This window comes from Streptomyces sp. NPDC020996 (genome assembly GCF_040641355.1).
In the GTDB taxonomy this organism is placed as follows: Bacteria; Actinomycetota; Actinomycetes; order Streptomycetales; family Streptomycetaceae; genus Streptomyces.
In genome coordinates this window covers 34,137-50,775 of the sequence record NZ_JBFADM010000061.1, presented here as the reverse complement: position 1 = coordinate 50,775, position 16,639 = coordinate 34,137, and the positions used below count along the sequence as shown (strand labels likewise).

At 73.9% G+C, this 16,639-nt stretch carries 18 protein-coding genes; 7 read left to right on the top strand and 11 right to left on the bottom strand.

The genetic code is table 11. From position 1 onward, the window contains the following. The first annotated feature begins 164 nt into the window (after positions 1-164). Complete coding sequence (locus AB0G63_RS31450) at positions 165-650, top strand: VOC family protein (protein ID WP_360757189.1); 486 nt, start codon at positions 165-167, stop codon at positions 648-650. Between the two features lie 104 nt (positions 651-754). Here the strand turns inward: AB0G63_RS31450 and AB0G63_RS31445 are convergent, their stop codons facing one another. Both AB0G63_RS31445 and AB0G63_RS31440 read right to left on the bottom strand, forming a co-directional pair. Beyond that, positions 755-2,353, bottom strand: a complete 1,599-nt coding sequence (locus AB0G63_RS31445) for a multicopper oxidase family protein (RefSeq protein ID WP_360757187.1) — start codon at positions 2,351-2,353, stop codon at positions 755-757. Between the two features lie 93 nt (positions 2,354-2,446). Continuing rightward, complete coding sequence (locus AB0G63_RS31440) at positions 2,447-2,905, bottom strand: hypothetical protein (protein WP_360757185.1); 459 nt, start codon at positions 2,903-2,905, stop codon at positions 2,447-2,449. Positions 2,906-3,213: 308 nt separating this feature from the next. On the opposite strand from AB0G63_RS31440, the gene AB0G63_RS31435 reads away from it, so the two are divergent. Further along, positions 3,214-3,477: an SHOCT domain-containing protein gene (locus AB0G63_RS31435; RefSeq protein WP_360757183.1), complete on the top strand. Its 264-nt coding sequence runs from the start codon at positions 3,214-3,216 to the stop codon at positions 3,475-3,477. A gap of 39 nt (positions 3,478-3,516) precedes the next feature. Here AB0G63_RS31435 and AB0G63_RS31430 read toward each other — a convergent pair whose 3' ends face one another. Beyond that, positions 3,517-4,656, bottom strand: coding sequence for an MFS transporter (locus AB0G63_RS31430; protein WP_360757199.1), 1,140 nt, complete (start codon positions 4,654-4,656; stop codon positions 3,517-3,519). Between the two features lie 569 nt (positions 4,657-5,225). Here AB0G63_RS31430 and AB0G63_RS31425 point away from each other — a divergent pair. Continuing rightward, positions 5,226-5,963, top strand: a complete 738-nt coding sequence (locus tag AB0G63_RS31425; protein WP_360757180.1) for a VWA domain-containing protein — start codon at positions 5,226-5,228, stop codon at positions 5,961-5,963. Between the two features lie 7 nt (positions 5,964-5,970). On the opposite strand, the gene AB0G63_RS31420 is transcribed toward AB0G63_RS31425, so the two are convergent. The 4 genes from AB0G63_RS31420 to AB0G63_RS31405 are packed head-to-tail and all read right to left on the bottom strand — an operon-like array spanning position 5,971 to position 10,820. Next, positions 5,971-7,092 carry an XdhC/CoxI family protein gene (locus AB0G63_RS31420; RefSeq protein WP_360757178.1) on the bottom strand — a complete coding sequence of 374 codons (1,122 nt, stop codon included), beginning with the start codon at positions 7,090-7,092 and terminating at the stop codon, positions 5,971-5,973. Continuing rightward, positions 7,085-9,265 carry a xanthine dehydrogenase family protein molybdopterin-binding subunit gene (locus AB0G63_RS31415; RefSeq protein ID WP_360757175.1) on the bottom strand — a complete coding sequence of 727 codons (2,181 nt, stop codon included), beginning with the start codon at positions 9,263-9,265 and terminating at the stop codon, positions 7,085-7,087. The genes AB0G63_RS31420 and AB0G63_RS31415 overlap by 8 nt, the downstream gene beginning before the upstream one ends. After that, a complete protein-coding gene (locus AB0G63_RS31410) occupies positions 9,262-10,257 on the bottom strand; it encodes a xanthine dehydrogenase family protein subunit M (RefSeq protein WP_360757172.1) in 996 nt (331 codons plus the stop codon). The genes AB0G63_RS31415 and AB0G63_RS31410 overlap by 4 nt, the downstream gene beginning before the upstream one ends. Next, a complete protein-coding gene (locus AB0G63_RS31405) occupies positions 10,254-10,820 on the bottom strand; it encodes a 2Fe-2S iron-sulfur cluster-binding protein (RefSeq protein ID WP_360757169.1) in 567 nt (188 codons plus the stop codon). Before AB0G63_RS31405 ends, AB0G63_RS31410 begins: the two co-directional genes overlap by 4 nt. A 430-nt stretch (positions 10,821-11,250) precedes the next feature. On the opposite strand from AB0G63_RS31405, the gene AB0G63_RS31400 reads away from it, so the two are divergent. After that, the gene (locus tag AB0G63_RS31400; RefSeq protein ID WP_360757167.1) at positions 11,251-11,829 is read left to right on the top strand and encodes a TetR/AcrR family transcriptional regulator; all 579 of its coding nucleotides are present in this window, start codon (positions 11,251-11,253) and stop codon (positions 11,827-11,829) included. Between the two features lie 41 nt (positions 11,830-11,870). On the opposite strand, the gene AB0G63_RS31395 is transcribed toward AB0G63_RS31400, so the two are convergent. The 3 genes from AB0G63_RS31395 to AB0G63_RS31385 form a co-directional block, all read right to left on the bottom strand. Next, positions 11,871-12,050, bottom strand: coding sequence for a hypothetical protein (locus AB0G63_RS31395; protein ID WP_360757165.1), 180 nt, complete (start codon positions 12,048-12,050; stop codon positions 11,871-11,873). Between the two features lie 75 nt (positions 12,051-12,125). After that, positions 12,126-12,722: an NAD(P)H-binding protein gene (locus AB0G63_RS31390; RefSeq protein ID WP_360757163.1), complete on the bottom strand. Its 597-nt coding sequence runs from the start codon at positions 12,720-12,722 to the stop codon at positions 12,126-12,128. Next, the gene (locus AB0G63_RS31385; RefSeq protein ID WP_360757160.1) at positions 12,719-13,984 is read right to left on the bottom strand and encodes a hypothetical protein; all 1,266 of its coding nucleotides are present in this window, start codon (positions 13,982-13,984) and stop codon (positions 12,719-12,721) included. Before AB0G63_RS31385 ends, AB0G63_RS31390 begins: the two co-directional genes overlap by 4 nt. Positions 13,985-14,493: 509 nt before the next feature. Between AB0G63_RS31385 and AB0G63_RS31380 the strand changes: the two genes are divergently transcribed. From AB0G63_RS31380 to AB0G63_RS31370, 3 genes are all read left to right on the top strand, one after another. Further along, positions 14,494-14,970, top strand: coding sequence for a DUF5949 family protein (locus AB0G63_RS31380; RefSeq protein ID WP_360757157.1), 477 nt, complete (start codon positions 14,494-14,496; stop codon positions 14,968-14,970). A gap of 274 nt (positions 14,971-15,244) precedes the next feature. Then, complete coding sequence (locus AB0G63_RS31375) at positions 15,245-15,454, top strand: hypothetical protein (RefSeq protein WP_360757154.1); 210 nt, start codon at positions 15,245-15,247, stop codon at positions 15,452-15,454. A gap of 33 nt (positions 15,455-15,487) precedes the next feature. Continuing rightward, a complete protein-coding gene (locus AB0G63_RS31370; protein ID WP_360757151.1) occupies positions 15,488-16,372 on the top strand; it encodes a universal stress protein in 885 nt (294 codons plus the stop codon). A gap of 20 nt (positions 16,373-16,392) precedes the next feature. On the opposite strand, the gene AB0G63_RS31365 is transcribed toward AB0G63_RS31370, so the two are convergent. Next, positions 16,393-16,638 (bottom strand): phosphopantetheine-binding protein, encoded by a 246-nt coding sequence (locus AB0G63_RS31365; protein WP_360757148.1) that lies wholly within the window; start codon positions 16,636-16,638, stop codon positions 16,393-16,395. Position 16,639: the final 1 nt, after the last annotated feature.

Sequence of the window (16,639 nt, the reverse complement as noted above, 5' to 3'; positions counted from 1 at the left end):
GGGGGGGGGGGGGGGGCGGGCGCCGCCCCCCCCCGCCCCCGCAACCGGCCGCTGTGGCGCGTGTGCGCGGCGCATCGACGCTTGACCTCGACCGAACTTGAGCTTCTAGGTTCCTTCCAGGGCCGCGGGAGCCGACCGGCGGTGCCCATTCGAGGAGGTTCGCCGTGGCCGAGCAGACAGCGCGCATCGAGATCCCCGACCGCTACCGCTATGCCGTGATACCGCACATCATGGTCGATGACGCCGCCGCGGCGATCGACTTCTACCAGCGGGCGTTCGGCGCCCGTGAGGACTTCAGGATCGACGCTCCGGGCGGCGGGATCCTGCACGCCGAGATCGCCATCGGCCGGTCGACGCTGATGCTGGGGGACGCCAGGGTCGAGGAGGCGGAGGCCGCCTCCTTCGCCGCCCCGGCCGCGCTCGGCGGTGGTACGTCCGTCACGCTGCATGTCTTCGTGCACGACGTGGACAGCCTGGCGGAGCGCGCGGAAGCCGCCGGCGCCGAGATCCTCCAGCCGCCGAAGGACATGTTCCACGGCGACCGGACCGTCATCCTCAAGGACCCGTCCGGTCACGTGTGGGTGTTCCTGACCCACATGGAGGACGTCTCGGAGGAGGAGCTCCGACGCCGCCTGGCCGCCGCCGGGTGACCGGGCGTCGTGCCGTCATGTACCGGGTCCCGGGGCGCAGCGGGCCCTCCACCACCGGGTGGGGGCCCGCTGCGGGGACGGACGACCTCAGGTCGCGCGGGGGGTCAGGCCTCGTAGGCAACCAACGCCATCATGCCCGCCTCTCCGTGGTAGGCGTTGTGGCAGTGCAGCATCCACTGGCCCGGGTTGTCCGCGTCGAAGAACACCGACACGGTCTGCTTCGGCAGGACGATCGTGGTGTCCTTGCGCGGACCGCCGCCGCCGAGTTGACAGGTGTGGCCGTGCAGGTGCATCGGGTGCCACATGGTGGTCGTGTTGACGAAGTCGAGCCGGACCCGCTGCCCCTGCTCGACGATGATCGGATGCGCCGTCGGGTGGTTCATGTCGAAGCGCCTGCCGTTGACGGCCCAGTCGTACGCCATCATGCTGCCGGTCAGCTCGATGCGGTGGACCCGGTCGGTCTTCTTCGAGTCCAGCCGGACGTCGTCCGCCGCCCGCAGCCGCGAGGCGACCATGACCGTACCGTCCAGCTCCCTCGGGCGCACGGTCGGCTTCGGCCCGCTGCCGGTGCCGGTGCGGATCAGGGCCATGCCGGTGGCGTTCTTGCCCTCCGCCAGCGCGACGAGGGGAAAGACCCCGTCGCCCAGGGTGACGAGGACGTCGTAGCGCTCGCCCATGCCGATCAGCAGGGCGTCGGCCTGCCGGTGCCGGACGGGGAAACCGTCGGTGTGGGTGACGGTCAGCTTGTGGCCGCCGAGGGCGACGCGGTAGGCGGTGTCGCCGCCGGCGTTGATCAGGCGCAGCCGGATGCGCTTGCCGGGCTTGCTGCGGAAGACCGCCGGGTCGGCCGGAACGCGGCCGTTGACCAGGTGGTAGGGGTACCGCACGTCACCGGCGTCGCCCCCGAGCAGTCGGCTCTGAGCGCCCATCAGCATGAACCCGGTGCCCGTCCCTCCGCCGGCGGACGAAGCGGACGGCGAGCCGCTCGTGCCGCTCATGTCCATGCTGCCCATGTCGCTCATGTCGCCCATGTCGTGGCCGGAGTCGTCACCTGTGTGCATCCCGCCCATGCCGTGTCCGAGCTCGGCGAAGACGTCGTCCGGGGTGCCGGTGACACCGTCGAGCCAGTCGTCGAGGACGACGGCCCACTCCTCGTCGTAGGACAGCGGCTCCCTCGGGTCCTCCACGATGAGCGGCGCGTACAGGCCCCTGTCGAGCTGGACGCCGACGTGCGGGTGGAAGAAATAGGTGCCGGGGGTGTCCGCGGTGAACCGGTAGGTGAAGTTGCGTCCGGCCCGGACAGCCGCCTGGGTGACCGGCGGTACGCCGTCCATGTCGTTGCGCAGGCTGATGCCGTGCCAGTGGAGGGAGGTGGTCGCCTGGTCCGGCAGCTGGTTGGACAGCATGGCGGCCAGCGTGTCACCGGCCGTGACACGCAGTTCCTCGCCCGGGACACGGCCGCTGAAGGTCCACGTCCTGGCCCGGATCCCGGCGCCCAGGCCGACGGTGGCCCGGGCCGCGGTCAGGGTCACCTCGCGTGTCCTGCCGGTCCGGGTGCGGTTGTCCTCGGCGGCGGCGACGGCCGAGCCGTGCGGGCTGACCAGTGCGGGCGTGTCGGCTGAGCCGCTGCAGGCGGCGAGCGCGGCCGTGCCTGCGACGCCGAGTCCGGCCAGCAGGACGGAGCGGCGGTTGATGCTGTTCACAGAGGTTGTCCCTTTTCTCGATATCGCTCGGGTTCGGCATGCGTGCCGGCAGGGCTGGGCGCTCAGGTGAGCGCGCAGCCGCGGGCGCGCGGCCTACAGCAGGAATCGAGAGAGGACGCGGAGATCGGGTGGTGCCCGGCCCACGGTGCCCGGTACGTCGCGGAGCGCGGCCGCACCGGCGTGGTGGGCCGGAGCGCAGTCGGGGGCGGGCCGGCCGGGCGGCACGAGCTTCACGCTGTCGACGCCGGCGGCGGAGCAGTGCCGCATCGCCGTGCCGGAGCACGCTCCGGCGTCGTCGTGGACAGCGGCCCGGGCCGCCCGAGCCGTGACCCCGGTGGGCATGACGTGACTGCTCACGGGGGCGGACCCGGCCGGCGCGGCCGTGTGGTGCATCGGGGTCGCGGCCCGGCCGGACGGCACGTGCGTGATCGTGGCCGCCGTGTCGTGGTGCACGAGAACAGCGAGCGCCGCCAGCAGCGCGACGACGACAGCGGGTGTCCACCGCGGCGTGGCGTCGCGAGCGGCGCCACGTCGGTGGTCGGCTGTCGCCATGGCTTCCGTCCGTGTGCTCGGATGAAACGGTGGGGCGAAACGGTGGGGCGCCGCCAATATACCCCCGAGGGGTAGAGCGGGGCCTGGGGGGCCGCGGAGAGCCGGCGGCCGCCGCCGCGGACTGCGTACCGCCGCCGCCTCGCTGCCGGATACCCCTGCCCGGTAGGGGCTGGTCGGCCCGCCGATCCGGAGCCGTCCGGCCCCGGTCCGCCGCGGCGGGCAGCGGGATGATGGAGGTGAAGGCAAGCAGTCATCGGGTGCGCTCGCCGTGCCCGGCCACGTGACGAAGCCGAAGCAGGTGAGTGGCGATGATGTTCTGGTACGGCCACGATGTCAGCGGCTGGGGCTGGTTCGCGATGTCGGCCGGCATGATCCTGTTCTGGGTGCTCATCATCACGGTCGCGGTGCTCCTCTTCCGCACCCTGAACAGCCCGCAGGAGCACACCCGCACTCCGGCCCCGCCGTCCCCGGAGGACATCCTCAGGGAACGGCTGGCCCGCGGGGAGATCGACGAGGACGAGTACCGGCGCCGCCTGGACGCGCTGCGCACAGGGCCCGCCAGGAAATCGTGAAGCCCCTCGGCCGCACCGGCCGCGGCCCTGCCCAGGGCCTCACGCATCCGCCGCGGGACGACGGCGGGCGAGGGCGACGGCCGGGGCGAGCGCGAGCAGGGCGCCGAGGGCCGCGAAGCCGTGGGTGAGCGTGGTCGGCGAGGCGACGGCCGCCACCAGCAGCGGGCCGCCCGCGTCACCGATTTCGCGGCCGAGTTCGGCCGCGCCCATGGTCTGGCCGAGGCGTTCCCGCGGGGTCGAGGCGGCCAGTGCCGCGAAGCCGAGCGGGGTGATCAGACCGGTGCCGACGCCGATCAGCAGGGCCGCGGACAGGATGCCGGCCAGGCCGGGCAGCATCGCACAGCCCAGGCCGGCGGCCGTCAGCAGCAGGCCCGCCGTCATGCCGGTCCCGGCGGTGAGGCGGCCCTCGTCGAGGGCGCGCCCCGCCCTCGGCTGGACGACCGCCGCACAGGCGGCCAGCACCGACACGGCGACACCGGTCGCCACCGTGCCGAGACCGGCCGCCCGGCCGGACACCGGCAGGAATCCCACCCCGACCGACAGGGCCGCGGTCGCCGCGGCCAGTGCGGAGGTCGGGACGAGGAACGCCGGCTCGGCCAGCCGCCGGGCCAGGTCCAGCACCGTCTGCCGGGCCTTGGGCAGCGGGGGTACGGCGGGGACGGCGATCGCGGCCCATGCGGCGACCGCCGCGCCGAGCACCGCCAGGACGGCGAACAGCAGCCGCAGCCCGCCGGCCCACACCAGGACCCCGCCGAGCAGTGGGCCCGATGTGTAGCCGACCGACTTGTAGAAGCCGTAACCGCCGAACGCCCGGCCGTGCCTGGCCGCCGGGTTGAGCCGGGCGACCAGCGCGGAAGCGGACGGCGAGAACGCGGAGGCCGCGGCCCCCTGACCGAGGCGGGCGGCCCACAGCCAGCCGGGGCTGCCGGCGACGGCGTAGAGCGCCGACGCGGCGGCGAAGGCGACCAGTCCGCCGAGCAGCACCGGGCGGGCGCCGATCCGGTCGGCGAGGGTGCCGAACACCGGCTTGAGGACGACCTCGGCGCCGTCGTAGAGGGCGAGCAGCCCGCCCAGGACCAGCAGCGAGGTCACCGCGCCCGCGGCGGCGCCGCCCAGGCTCGCGGCGACGCCGTGCGCGCCGAAGGCCGTGGTGAACCCGGCCGCGTACAGCGGCCACATCCGCCGGCCCGGCACGGACCGCGCCTCGGCCGCCTGGTTCATCGCCCGTCCCGGTGCATCGCTCGTCCTGCGCGGCGCCGTGCGGGGCCGCGAACATGTGTGGACTCGGCGCCGCGTCCGGACGCGGCGAGAGTCATCGCCCGACCGCCAGCCCGCCCGGCCGGCTCACCGTTTCCGTATCGCGCACACCGGAGAATGTAGCCCGTGCCGCACCGGCGGGGAGCCGAGCGGACGTCCGCCGCGAGAGTACGCGCAGGAGCGTCCGCGTCAGACCGCGTGAAGACCGCTGCCAGGGGCGTTGAGAAGGCGCCAAGATTCCGGGGTCCGCCTGGCCGCGGCGTTGGCTGCTGAGCCCCAGGCCCCGCCACCTCATCACCGAACCCGGCATCGGCTGCCGCTTCAGCCCCGGCTGACTCCGCACCGGCTCGGCCCCCTGACCGTGCGGGCCGGCGGCCGCGCGCCATGGTGCATGATGACGCCCTGTCCCGCGACAGCGGACCTGTCGGCCGAGCCCGCGCCCCGGACGAGGCCGGCAAGGCCCGAGACCCGGCCGGAAGGAACCCCTCACCGTGAACAGCAAGGAACACGGCGCCGCGATCAGCCTGTCCAAGGTGCGGGACGCGGCGCCTGACCTGGTGAACCTGTACAAGACGGCCGGCGACAGCGTGCGCGAGCACGGTCTGTCCGGGGCACGGGCCGCGGTCTACCTCGTCCTGGACCGCTCGAGGTCCATGAACCGGTACTACAAGGACGGGACGGCGCAGCACCTGGCGGAGCAGGTGCTGACGCTGGCCGCGCACTTCGACGACGACGGCCGCGTTCCCGTCGTGTTCTTCTCCACCGACATCGACGGTGTCGCCGACCTCGAAATCGGCGGCCACCAGGGCCGGATCGACGAACTCCACCGGACGCTGGGCCACATGGGACGGACGAACTACCACTGGGCGATGGACGCCGTCGTCGACCACTACCTGGCGGCGGACAGCCGTTGCCCGGCCCTGGTCGTCTTCCAGACCGACGGCGGGCCCACGAGCAGGTTCGCCGCCGAACGCTACCTGTGCAAGGCCGCCCGGCTGCCGATGTTCTGGCAGTTCGTCGGTTTCGGGGATCCGGACGACAACGAGTTCGCCTTCCTCCGGCGTCTCGACGAACTGGCCGTCCCCGCGCGGCGCGTCGTCGACAACGCCGGTTTCTTCCACGCGGGCAAGGACCCCCGCGCCGTCGGCGACCGGCTGCTGTACGACCGGCTGCTGGGCGAGTTCCCCGCCTGGCTGTCGGCCGCCCGCGCCGCCCGGATCCTGCGGTGAACGACCCTCACGGGACGCGGCTGTGGTGGATCGGGCGGCCGGAGCCGGTGAGGGGGACGCCGGTCCCGCCGCGCCGGGTCGCGACGATCTCCGCCGCGATCGACAGGGCGGTCTCCTCGGGAGTGCGCCCTCCCAGGTCGAGGCCGATGGGCGAGCTGAGGCGGGCCAGTTCGGCCTCCGACAGGCCGGCTTCACGCAGCCGCCGGTTCCGGTCGTCGTGGGTACGGCGGGAGCCCATCGCGCCCACGAACGCGACCGGCAGCCGCAGCGCGGTCTCGAGCAGCGGGATGTCGAACTTGGCGTCATGGGTGAGCACGCACAGCACGGTGCGCGCGTCGGTCGTGGTGTGCCGCAGGTAGCGGTGCGGCCATTCCACGACGACGTCGTCGGCCTCGGGGAAGCGCTCCCGGGTGGTGAAGACGGGGCGCGCGTCGCACACGGTGACGTGATAGCCGAGGAACTTGCCCATTCCGACCAGCGCCGCGGCGAAGTCGACCGCGCCGAAGACGATCATCCGGGGCGGCGGCAGGCTCGATTCGACGAGCAGGGTGAGGCCACCGGGGCAGTACGAGCCGTCCTCCGACAGTTCGACGGTGCCGGTGCGGCCCGCGTCGAGCGCGGCGAGGGCCTCGGCCGCCGCCGTGCGGTCCAGTTCCGGGTGGCCGCCGAGCCCGCCGTCGAAGGAGCCGTCGGCGTGCACGAGCACGGCGGCGCCGAGGAGTGCCGCCGGCCCTCGCACGACACGCGCCAGGGCCACCGGCTCACCCTTCGCCGCGAGGTCCAGGGCCGTGTGCAGCAGCTCCCGGCGGGGCCCGTCCCCGGGCAGCGGCGTGACCAGGATGTCGAGGACTCCCCCGCAGGTCAGCCCCACGGCGAAGGCGTCCTCGTCGTTGTAGCCGAACCGCTCGAGCACGCTGTCGCCGCTGTCCAGTGCCTGCGCGCACAGGTCGTAGACCGCGGCCTCGACGCAGCCGCCGGACACCGAGCCGATGACGCTGCCCTCGGCGTCGACGGCGAGGGCGGCGCCGGGCCCGCGCGGCGCGCTGCCGCCGACGTTCACGACGGTGGCGACGGCGGCCCTGCGGTCCTCCGCCAGCCAGCGGTTCAGCTCCGGTACGAGATCAAGCACCGCGGCCCGCCGTCAGGACGCGGTCGGGGCGGATGGGCAGGCTGCGGTGGCGTACCCCGGTCGCATGCCAGACGGCGTTGGCGACGGCGGCCGCGGCACCGACGATGCCGATCTCGCCGATGCCCTTGATGCCGACGGGGTCGTCGGGGTCGGGGTCGTCCACCCAGTCCGCCTCGATGGGCGGGATGTCGGCGTGCGTGGCCACGTGGTAGCCCGCCAGGTCGGCGCCGACCGGGCCGCCGAAGAACGCGTCGCGCGCCGCTTCTTCGTGCAGGGCCATGGAGATGCCCCAGATCATGCCGCCGGTGAGCTGGCCGCGCGCGGTCAGGGGGTTGACGATGCGGCCGGCCGCGAAGATGCCGAGCATCCGCCGCACGCGGACCTCACCGGTCGCCGGGTCGACGGCCACCTCGGCGAACTGCGCGCCGAAGGAATGGCGTTCCTTCTGGGCCAGCGCGGCGACGGCTTCGGTGGTGTCGGACCGTACGGTGATGCCCTGCGCGGGGATCTCCATGCCCGGGACCAGCCGTTCGCGCAGGTCACGGGCCGCCGCGGTGACGGCCCAGGCCCAGGAGCGGGTGCCCATGGAACCGCCGGCGATCATCGCGGGGCCGAAGGCGCTGTCGCCGATCCGTACCCGGACGCGGTCGGGCGGGACGTCGAGGGCGTCCGCGGCGACCAGGGTGAGGGCGGTGCGGGCTCCGGTGCCGATGTCGGCCGCGCCGATGCGCACGGTGAAACGGCCGTCGGCCTCGGCGGTGATCGTCGCGGTCGACGGGCCGGCGCCGGCCGGGAAGGACGCGGCGGCAGTGCCGGTGCCGAGCAGCCAGCGTCCGTCGCGCCGCCTGCCTGGCCGCGGATCGCGTCCGGCCCAGCCGAAGCGGCGTGCGCCCTCCTCGAAGCAGGCGCGCAGGTTGCGGCCGGCGAACGGCAGGCCGGAGACCGGGCCCCGGTCCGGTTCGTTGCGCAGGCGCAGCTCGATGGGGTCGACGCCGCATTTCTCGGCGAGTTCGTCGAGCGCGGCCTCCAGGGCGAAGGACCCCGGCGCCTCGCCGGGTGCGCGCATCCACGTCGGGCTGGGGACGTCGAGCCGGACGACCCGGTTCTCCGTGTGGTGGGCGTCGGCGTCGTACATCACCCGCGCGACTCCCGCGCTCGGTTCGACGAACTCGTACACGGTCGACGTCCGGCTGAGGGAGCGGTGGTCGAGGGCGCGCAGGCGTCCGTCGGCGTCGGCGCCAAGCCTGATCCGCTGGACGGTGGGGCTGCGGTGGCCGACCAGCGTGAACATCTGACGGCGCGTCAGGACGACGCGTACCGGGCGCTGGAGGGCGGTGGCGGCCATGACGGCGGCCACCTGGTGGGCGCGTACGCCCTTGCTGCCGAAGCCGCCGCCGACGTGTTCCGAGCACACCCGCAGCGACGCCGGGTCGAGGGAGAAGAGGTTCGCGAGTTCGCTGACGACCCAGGTGGCGCTCTGGTTGGAGTCGATCAGCTCCAGGACGCCGTCGTCCCAGCGGGCGGTGGCGGCATGGGGCTCCATGGGGTTGTGGTGTTCTTCCGGCGTGGTGTACTCGGCGTCCAGCACGACCGCGGACGCTGCGAGTTCGGCCTCCAGGTCGCCCTTGTCGGTGACGGCGGGCAGGTGGCCGTCCAGCGGGTAGGCGTCCGGGTGCCCGGCGGTGAAGTCGACGTCGTGGGGCTGGGGTTCGTAGTCGACGACGAGCGCCTCGGCCGCCTCGCGCGCCTGCTCGGGGGTCTCGGCGACCACCAGCGCGACCGGCCAGCCCAGGTGGGGCACCCGGTCGTGCTGGAAGACGGCACAGGTCGGGTCGGGCCGGGTGCCCAGCAGGCCGACGTAGTCGGTCTCCAGGCGCGGGGCGTTGCCGTGGTGAAGGACGGCGAGGACGCCCGGCATGGCGAGGACGGCGTCGGTGTCGATGGCCCGGATGCGGCCGCGCGCGACGGTGGACAGCGCCAGCCAGCCGTGGGCGAGGCCGGCGAAGGGGACCTCCCCCGCGTAGCGGGCCGCCCCGGTGACTTTGTCGCGGCCTTCCACGCGGACGTGCGCGGTACCGACGGCGCGGACCGCCGCGGTGGTGGGGCCGGCGGTGGTGGGGCCGGCAGTGGTGGGGCCGGCTGTGGTTTCGGTGGTGGTTTCGGTGGTGGTCATCGGGTGGCGTCCGCCTCGAGGAGTTCGCTCAGCACGGCCACCGTCAGGTTGCGCATCAGGGTCACCTTGTATCCGTTGTGCGGCAGCGGCCGGGCTGCCGCGAGTTCGGCGTCCGCGGCGGCCGCAAAGGTCTCGGCGCCGGCGCTCGCTCCGGTCAGGACGCGTTCGGCGGCGCGGGCCCGCCAGGGGCGGGAGGCGACCGCGCCGAAGGCCAGGCGCACCTCGTGCACGACACCGTCGCGGACGTCGAGCGCCGCGGCGATCGAGCCGGTGGCGAAGGCGTAGGAGGCCCGCTCGCGCACCTTGCGGTAGCGGGAGCGGGCGGCGGCCGGTACCGGCGGCAGGCTGACGTGGGTGATCAGCGCGCCGGCGGGCAGGGCTGTTTCGCGGTGCGGGGTCCGCGCGACGGGCAGGTAGAACCAGCCGATCGGCAACTCCCCCGGCCCGTCGGCGGTTTCGTAGTGCACCACCGCGTCGAGAGCGGCCAGGGCGACGGCCATGTCCGAGGGGTGCACGGACACGCAGTGGCTGGAGGCGCCCAGAATGGCGTGGTTGTGGTGTTCGCCCTGGACGGCGGGGCAGCCGCTGCCGGGGGCGCGCTTGTTGCACGGCTTGGTGAGGTCGGTGAAGTAGGCGCAGCGCGTGCGCTGCAGGAGGTTGCCGCCGACGGTGGCCATGTTGCGCAGCTGACCGGAGGCGCCGGCGAGGACCGCCTGCGCCAGCATCGGGTACCGGCTTCGGACTTCCGGATGGGCGGCGAGGTCGCCGTTCGTGACCGTCGCGCCGATGCGCAGTCCGCCCTCCGGTGTCGACTCGACGCGGTCCAGGGGCAGTTGCCGTACGTCCACCAGCCGGGCGGGCCGCTCGACGCCGCTCTTCATCAGGTCGACCAGGTTGGTCCCGCCGGCCAGGAAGCGCGCTTGCGGATCGGCGTCGAGCAGGGCGACGGCGTCCGGCACGTCAGATGCCTTGTGGTAGGCGAACTCCCTCATGCTGCGGCCTCCTCGGCGTCCGGCCGTGCCGTGGTCCGCGCCTCGGCGGCCCGTGCGACGGCGTCGACGATCGATGCGTAGGCGGCGCACCGGCACAGGTTGCCGCTCATCCGCTCGCGGATCTCCTCCGCGTTCAGCGGGGGTGGCCCCGCCTCGGGCCGTACGTCGCCCGTGGCGGCGCTCGGCCACCCGGCGGCGTGTTCCGCGAGGACGCCGATCGCCGAGCAGATCTGCCCGGGTGTGCAGTAGCCGCACTGGTAGCCGTCCAGGTCGAGGAAGGCCTGCTGTACCGGGTGGAGCCGATCACCGTCCGCCACACCCTCGATGGTGGTGATGTCCCGGCCCTCGGCGGCGACCGCGAACTGCAGGCAGGCCACGGTCCGGCGGCCGTCGACCAGAACCGTGCAGGCACCGCACTGGCCCTGGTCGCAGCCCTTCTTGGTGCCGGTCAGATCGAGACGCTCGCGCAGCGCGTCGAGGAGGGTGGTGCGGTGGTCGACGGGCAGCGTGTACTTCTCGCCGTTGACGTGCAGGGTGATGACGCTGGACGTCGATAAGGCCATGAGCGACTTCTTTCGCTGGGTGCAGATGCGTGCTGAGGTGTGGTGACTGCGTGACGACTCGGGTGACGCGGGGTGACGTGCGCGCAGTCGGGCCGGACGGGACCGGCGGCGGGTCGCGGTGGCTGCCGGGAGGTGCGTCGTGGGTGCGATGGGGCGCTGAAGCTGAAGTTGGTCTCCGCCGCGGGTGATGCGCACCGGTGCGCGGCGGTGCGCGCGGACTGCCGTACGGTCGCGGCCACGGCTATGGTGAGCCCAACCGGACAACCGTCCGCTCGACAGAAACGTAACGGACAGCTGTCCGGTTAGCAAGGACCGGGTTGGGTCACGGGCCCGCCAGGGCCTGTCCGGCGGATCAGGCCGGAGGGAACCAACGGCGCCTTGCAGCCCGCGTCTGCGGCATGATCCGCCGGACAGGCCCTAGGAGTGACGAGTGCAGCACCACAAGGACGCACCCCTGCGCTCGGACGCGCAGCGCAACCGCGAGCGCATCCTCGATGTCGCCCTGGCCGAACTGACGCGACGCCCGGACGTACCCCTCAGCGCGATCGCCAGGAAGGCCGGCGTCGGACAGGGGACGTTCTACCGCAACTTCCCCAACCGCGAGACCCTCGTCCTGGAGCTCTACCGCCACGAGATGCGGCAGGTCGCCGACAGCGCGGCCCCGCTGCTCCAGGCGCTGCCGCCGCAGCAGGCGCTGCGCACCTGGATGGACCGGCTGGCCGAATTCGCCATGGCCAAGGCCGGCCTGGCCGACGCGATCCGCCTCGCCACCAGCACCCCGGGAGGCCCCGCCAAACCGGCTCCCACCCCCGTCACCGAGGCAGCCGAGCTCCTTCTGCGCGCCAACGAGGAAGCCGGCACCATCCGCCCCGGCGTGACGTCGGACGACTTCCTCCTGGCCATCGCCGGGCTGTGGCAGATCACCCCCTCCGAGGACTGGCGGCCACGCGCCGCCCGCCTCCTCGACCTCGTCATGGACGGCCTGCGCGCCGGAGCGGCACGGCCCTGAGGTCCTCGTCGGGCGGGCTCACGGTTCCCGAGGCCCGCCCGTCAGGCCGGCGCCGCAGGCCGGGCCGGCTCCGCCTCGAAGCCCGTCCGCCACGACGGATGACGCGGCTGCCGGCCGAGTTCGCGCTTGGCCTTGGCCTTGGAGAAGCCGCGGCCCTCGGTCATCATCACCACCTCCTGGTCGCCGGCCAGCAGCCGGGCCAGCCGCACCGGGACCCGCATCGGCCGCTACGCCCCCGCGCACGCCGCCAGGTGGGGCAGCCACGAGCTGTAGCCGGTGCCCCGCCCGATGAGCGGTTACTGCCGCTTGCGGAGCAGTTCGACCTGGTCGTCGACGCCGCCCGGACCGTGGAACGCGCCGTAGCGCAGGAACGCGCCGCCGGCTCGCAGGACCGCTTCCTCGGCGTACCGCAGCGTCTCCAGGCCGGCCTGGGCCGCCGTGCCCTCCAGCACGTCCAGCGGGTCCTCCTCGGCCTTCGCCCACCCGCCCTCACGGTTGCCGTTCCAGGGCGCGCAGCCCTGCGCGACGACGTGGGACACCCCGGTCGCCCCGGCCGCTGCCGGCAGGTGGTCGGTGCCCTCCCTGCGCAGCCGGTTGGTGAGGGCGAACCACCGGTCCGGGTGCTTGACGTCGGGCTTTCCGGCGTGCGTCCGGGAGATCGCGGTCATCTGGTGCACGATCACCTCCGGCCGGGCGTCGGCCACCGCCTTCCCCACCGACGCCGCGTCCAGCCCGTCCATCACCACCGCGTCCGCGCCCAGCCCCCGCAGCAGGCCCAGCCTGTCCGCGGTCGTGGTGGTGGCCGTCACCCGGTGGCCTCGTACCAGGAGCTGCGGCACCAGCCGCCGCCCCAGGACCCCGGTCCCGCCTGCCACGAAGACCCGCGTGATCATCGCCTTCCCGAGGTGAACGTCTCTGCCTTCCTCTCCTGGACGACACGGCCCGCCGGTCTGTGACACGCGGGCAGGACCGCGCAGGTACGGGGCAGAGCGGCCGGGGTGAGCGACGTGGCCTCCGGGATCGGGACGTCCGTGCCCCAGGCCGGGAAGGACTTGGTGCCGCCGTCCTCGGTCCACAGGTAGGTGACGGTCACCCAGCCGTTGTCGTTCAGGCCGACGTTGTAGAAGGTGCCGTCGGCCAGGTCGATGCCGGCCGGGTTGACGACCTGGCGGCCGAACTCGTCCTCTCCGTCGTTGTAGCCGTCCTGGTGCGCCGCCTGCGCCTCGGGCAGGCCGCGGGGGAGGTCGCTCCACTGCTCGCGCTGCGTGGAGGGGTTCCAGTGGTCGTCGTGCGTGTTCCAGGGGCCGACGTCCCACACGGGCGCCGTCTCGCAGCGCGCCGGCCCGCACACCTGCACCGAGTACTGGCCGCTGCCCTTGGGCGACAGGGCGCGCCGTGAGGGCAGGGCGACGAAGTGGTCGTCGCTGGTGATGACGTGTCCGTTGGCGGTGGTGCGGCCGACCAGTCCCTCGCGGGTGGCGTAGACGCGGGCCGAGAAGGCGGAGGCCGCGGGCTCGGCGGGCGAGGCGCCGGTGTCGTCCCCGGTCAGCGTCAGGCGGCGGACGACGGGCGCGGCACCGGCCTTGTCGCTCCACAGCGTCAGCCGGGCCTGCACGTCGCCGACCGGGCGGGGCAGTCGGGCCGGGGTGCCCGCGGTCGCCTGCCGCCATTCGGACCAGACGCCGTCGGCGTCCCGGCCGCGGACGTCGACCACCACGCTCGCGCCGGCCGGCACGGCGGCGTCCAGGTCCACCGTCACCCGGTTCACCGGCCGGTCGAGATGGTGCGCCCGCAGTACGGCGGAGGCGTATCCGCGGTCCCGGCCCAGCGACGCGGGACTGAGGGAACGGTCGCTCACGCCCAGCGCGCCGCCGCTGTAGCGGACGTTGAAGCCGTCGGCGCCGAGCGCCGACAGGTCCACCCGCCATGACTGCCGGGACGCGTCGGTGCCTGGTGTGCGGGCGGGTCTGCCGGTGCCGGTGCCGGGTGTGCCGGTGCCGGGTGTGTCGGTGCGGGGGGCGGCGGTGGATCGCGGGGCCGTGCTCAGCGCGGCGCCGGCGAGGGCGAGCAGGCAGACGGCGCCGCTCAGCGCGGGCCGGATACGGGTTCTGCGGCGGGTCGCGGCACCTGGGTGTCCGGTGCGGGGGGTCGGCATGACAGGACTCCTGAGTTGCTCCTGGGTGGCGAGCGTCGTCGACGTCGGGGAGGTACATACCCCCAGCGGGCATCTCCGGGCCGCTCGCGGGGCCAGGCGGGGGACGCGCCGGCGCCGACCGCCACCCGTGCGGGTGGTCGAGCGGCGGCTCCGGTGGTCCTGGGTTCCGATGCCGCCCTTGCGACCGTGCAGGCCGGCCGGCGACCCGGCCGCGGCTCGTCAGTGCTTGGAGTGCCTGGAGGGCCTGGAGGGCCTGGAGGGCCTGGGCGCGGGCGGTGACGCCGCCCGCGCGAGGGCGTACGTGCCGATCAGGCACACGCGTGATGCACCGCGCCTGGGGCGTGTCGCAGCCTCTCGACGAGTATGTGGCGAGGCACGCCCGTCAGCGGGTCCGTCAGCGGGTCCGTCAACGGCGTCGACCTCTCGTTCGTGTGACCCGGCCGCGCGGGGGTCGGCCATTGGGGTGAGAGCCGGGCCGGGCGGAGCCGGCGCGTCGATAGATTCCCGCCGTGACCACAATCCCGCGTGAGACGCCGTCCCTGCGCACCTCAGATCTCGGCAAGATCGTCATCATGGCCTGGAACCGGCCCACCGACCGAGGGGACCTGCCCTACCTCCTCGCCTGTTCTCTCGGGGACCGCGAGCACTCGTCGGCAGCCGTCGAGCAGCTTCTGCTGAGCGCCGGGCTCACCGTGGGCGGCGACGTCTTCGACGCGACCCGGCGATCGGACCTGCCGGTCAGCCTGCTCGTGGTGCCCGGGTCCGCCGTCTTCACCATGCCGCACATCACCGTGCAGTTCGTCCCGCCGGAGGGGTGGCTGACCGCGGCCGAGGAGCAGGGGGTCGCCTGTCTGGTCTTCACCACGCGCCCGTGGGCCGGCGGGGAACCGGGTGACTACCAGGCCCTGGCGGCCTTCGCCAACGACGAGGAGACACTGAAGTCGTCGGCGCGGGTCATCCTTCCCGCGCGCGGCCTGCGCAGCTGAACCCCGTCCGGGAGGCGGTCCCGTTCGCTGCGGGCATCGGCCGACCGTTGTTTACTGGCTATGAGCGGTGACCGGCAGGGCATGCGCTGCCGGGGCGGCCGGAGCGGCGGTGCCTGCCCGCACCCCGCGCACGCACGGGCTGAGCGACGAGGGTCGCCCGCCGTCGAGCGGCACCTCGCCGCGACCGGGAGAGGCCGGCACGCGTGGCTGGCCGGCCGTGATCGCCCCCGCCGAGCGGCGGCCCGGTCCGTCACCACCTCGAAAGGAAGAGCGAATGACTCAGCACCAGCCCGGAGAACCCAACGCCCCGCTCGGACCGGAAGCCCGGCTGAGCCGACTGGAAGCACAGGTCGCGACCCTGGCCGAGGCCGTACGGGTACTCGCCCGTGGCCTGGAGAACGTGCCCTCCGAGGAAGCGGCGCCCGAGGATGCCGCACGCGGCGCCCGGTTCGCCCACGAACTCCTGCTCTCCCAGGGCCTGTAGCCGCCCCGGAGCGCCGGACCACCGGGAGTCCGAATGACGCACGCACCAGGACGTGAACCGATCGTGGCCGGCCTCGACCCCGATCCCGGCAGACGCGTCGCGCTCGCCTGGGCCGCCGACGAGGCGGCCCGACGGCACCTGCCCCTGCTGCTGGTCCTCGCGCAGAACGTGCCGACCCCCGGGTACCGGCCGGCCGGCGGGCTGCCGTCCTGGGAAGAGTGGAACACGGCCCTGCACGCGACGGGGGATCGCGCGCTGCACGAGGCGGTGGCCTTCGCCGAGTCCCGGCATCCGCAACTACGGGTGACCGGGCTGCTGGCGGAGGGACATCCCGCGTGGGTGCTGCGCGAGCAGGCCCAGCACGCCACCATGGTCGTGCTCGGTTCCTGGCACCTGAGCGCTCTTCACGAGCTGTTCGCCTCCACCGCGGTCGCCCTGCCGCTCATCTCCCAGGCCCCCTGCCCCGTGGTGGTCGTGCCCGAGGCGGAGCACGTCACTCAGCAGCCGCCGTACTTCGTGGTCGGAGTGGACGGCAGCCCGCAGTCCGCGGCCGCCGTCGACCTCGCCTTCGAGGAGGCCGCGCTGCGCGGCGCCGTCCTGCGGGCCCTGTACGTGTGGCACCCGCCCCGGCTCGGCGTGCTGGACGAGGACGCGGCCGTCGAGGAGTGCCGCCGGCTGCTGTCGGAGACGGTGGCCGGGCGCACCGCCGCCCATCCCGAGGTGGAACTGCGCCACGAGGTCGTGCACGGCCACCCGGTGCAGGTCCTGGCCAAGGCGGCCGAGCACGCCCTCGGCCTGGTCGTGGGCACCCGGGGGCACGGCGGCTTCACCGGCATGCTGCTGGGCTCCGTCAGCCACGGCGTACTGCACCACGCGCGCTGCCCGGTCATCACCGTTCCCCACACGCAGCGCTCTTAGGGCCTGTCCGGCGCCGCCCGTCACTCCGTGTGGGCGACGAGGAAGTCGGCGCTGCCGGACAGTGTGCTGAGCCGCGGCGTGTCCTCGTCCTCGATGCGCACGCCGGACCGCTCGCTGAGGACCTCGACGAAATTCAGGAAGTCCAGCGAGTCCATCTCCAGCACCTCGCGGAACGCGTCGTCGGGGCCCAGGGCGGCGACGTCGGCGCCGGGGATGACGCGGGAGATCGATTCCCTGACCATGTCCAGTGCATCGGTTCGGTTCATG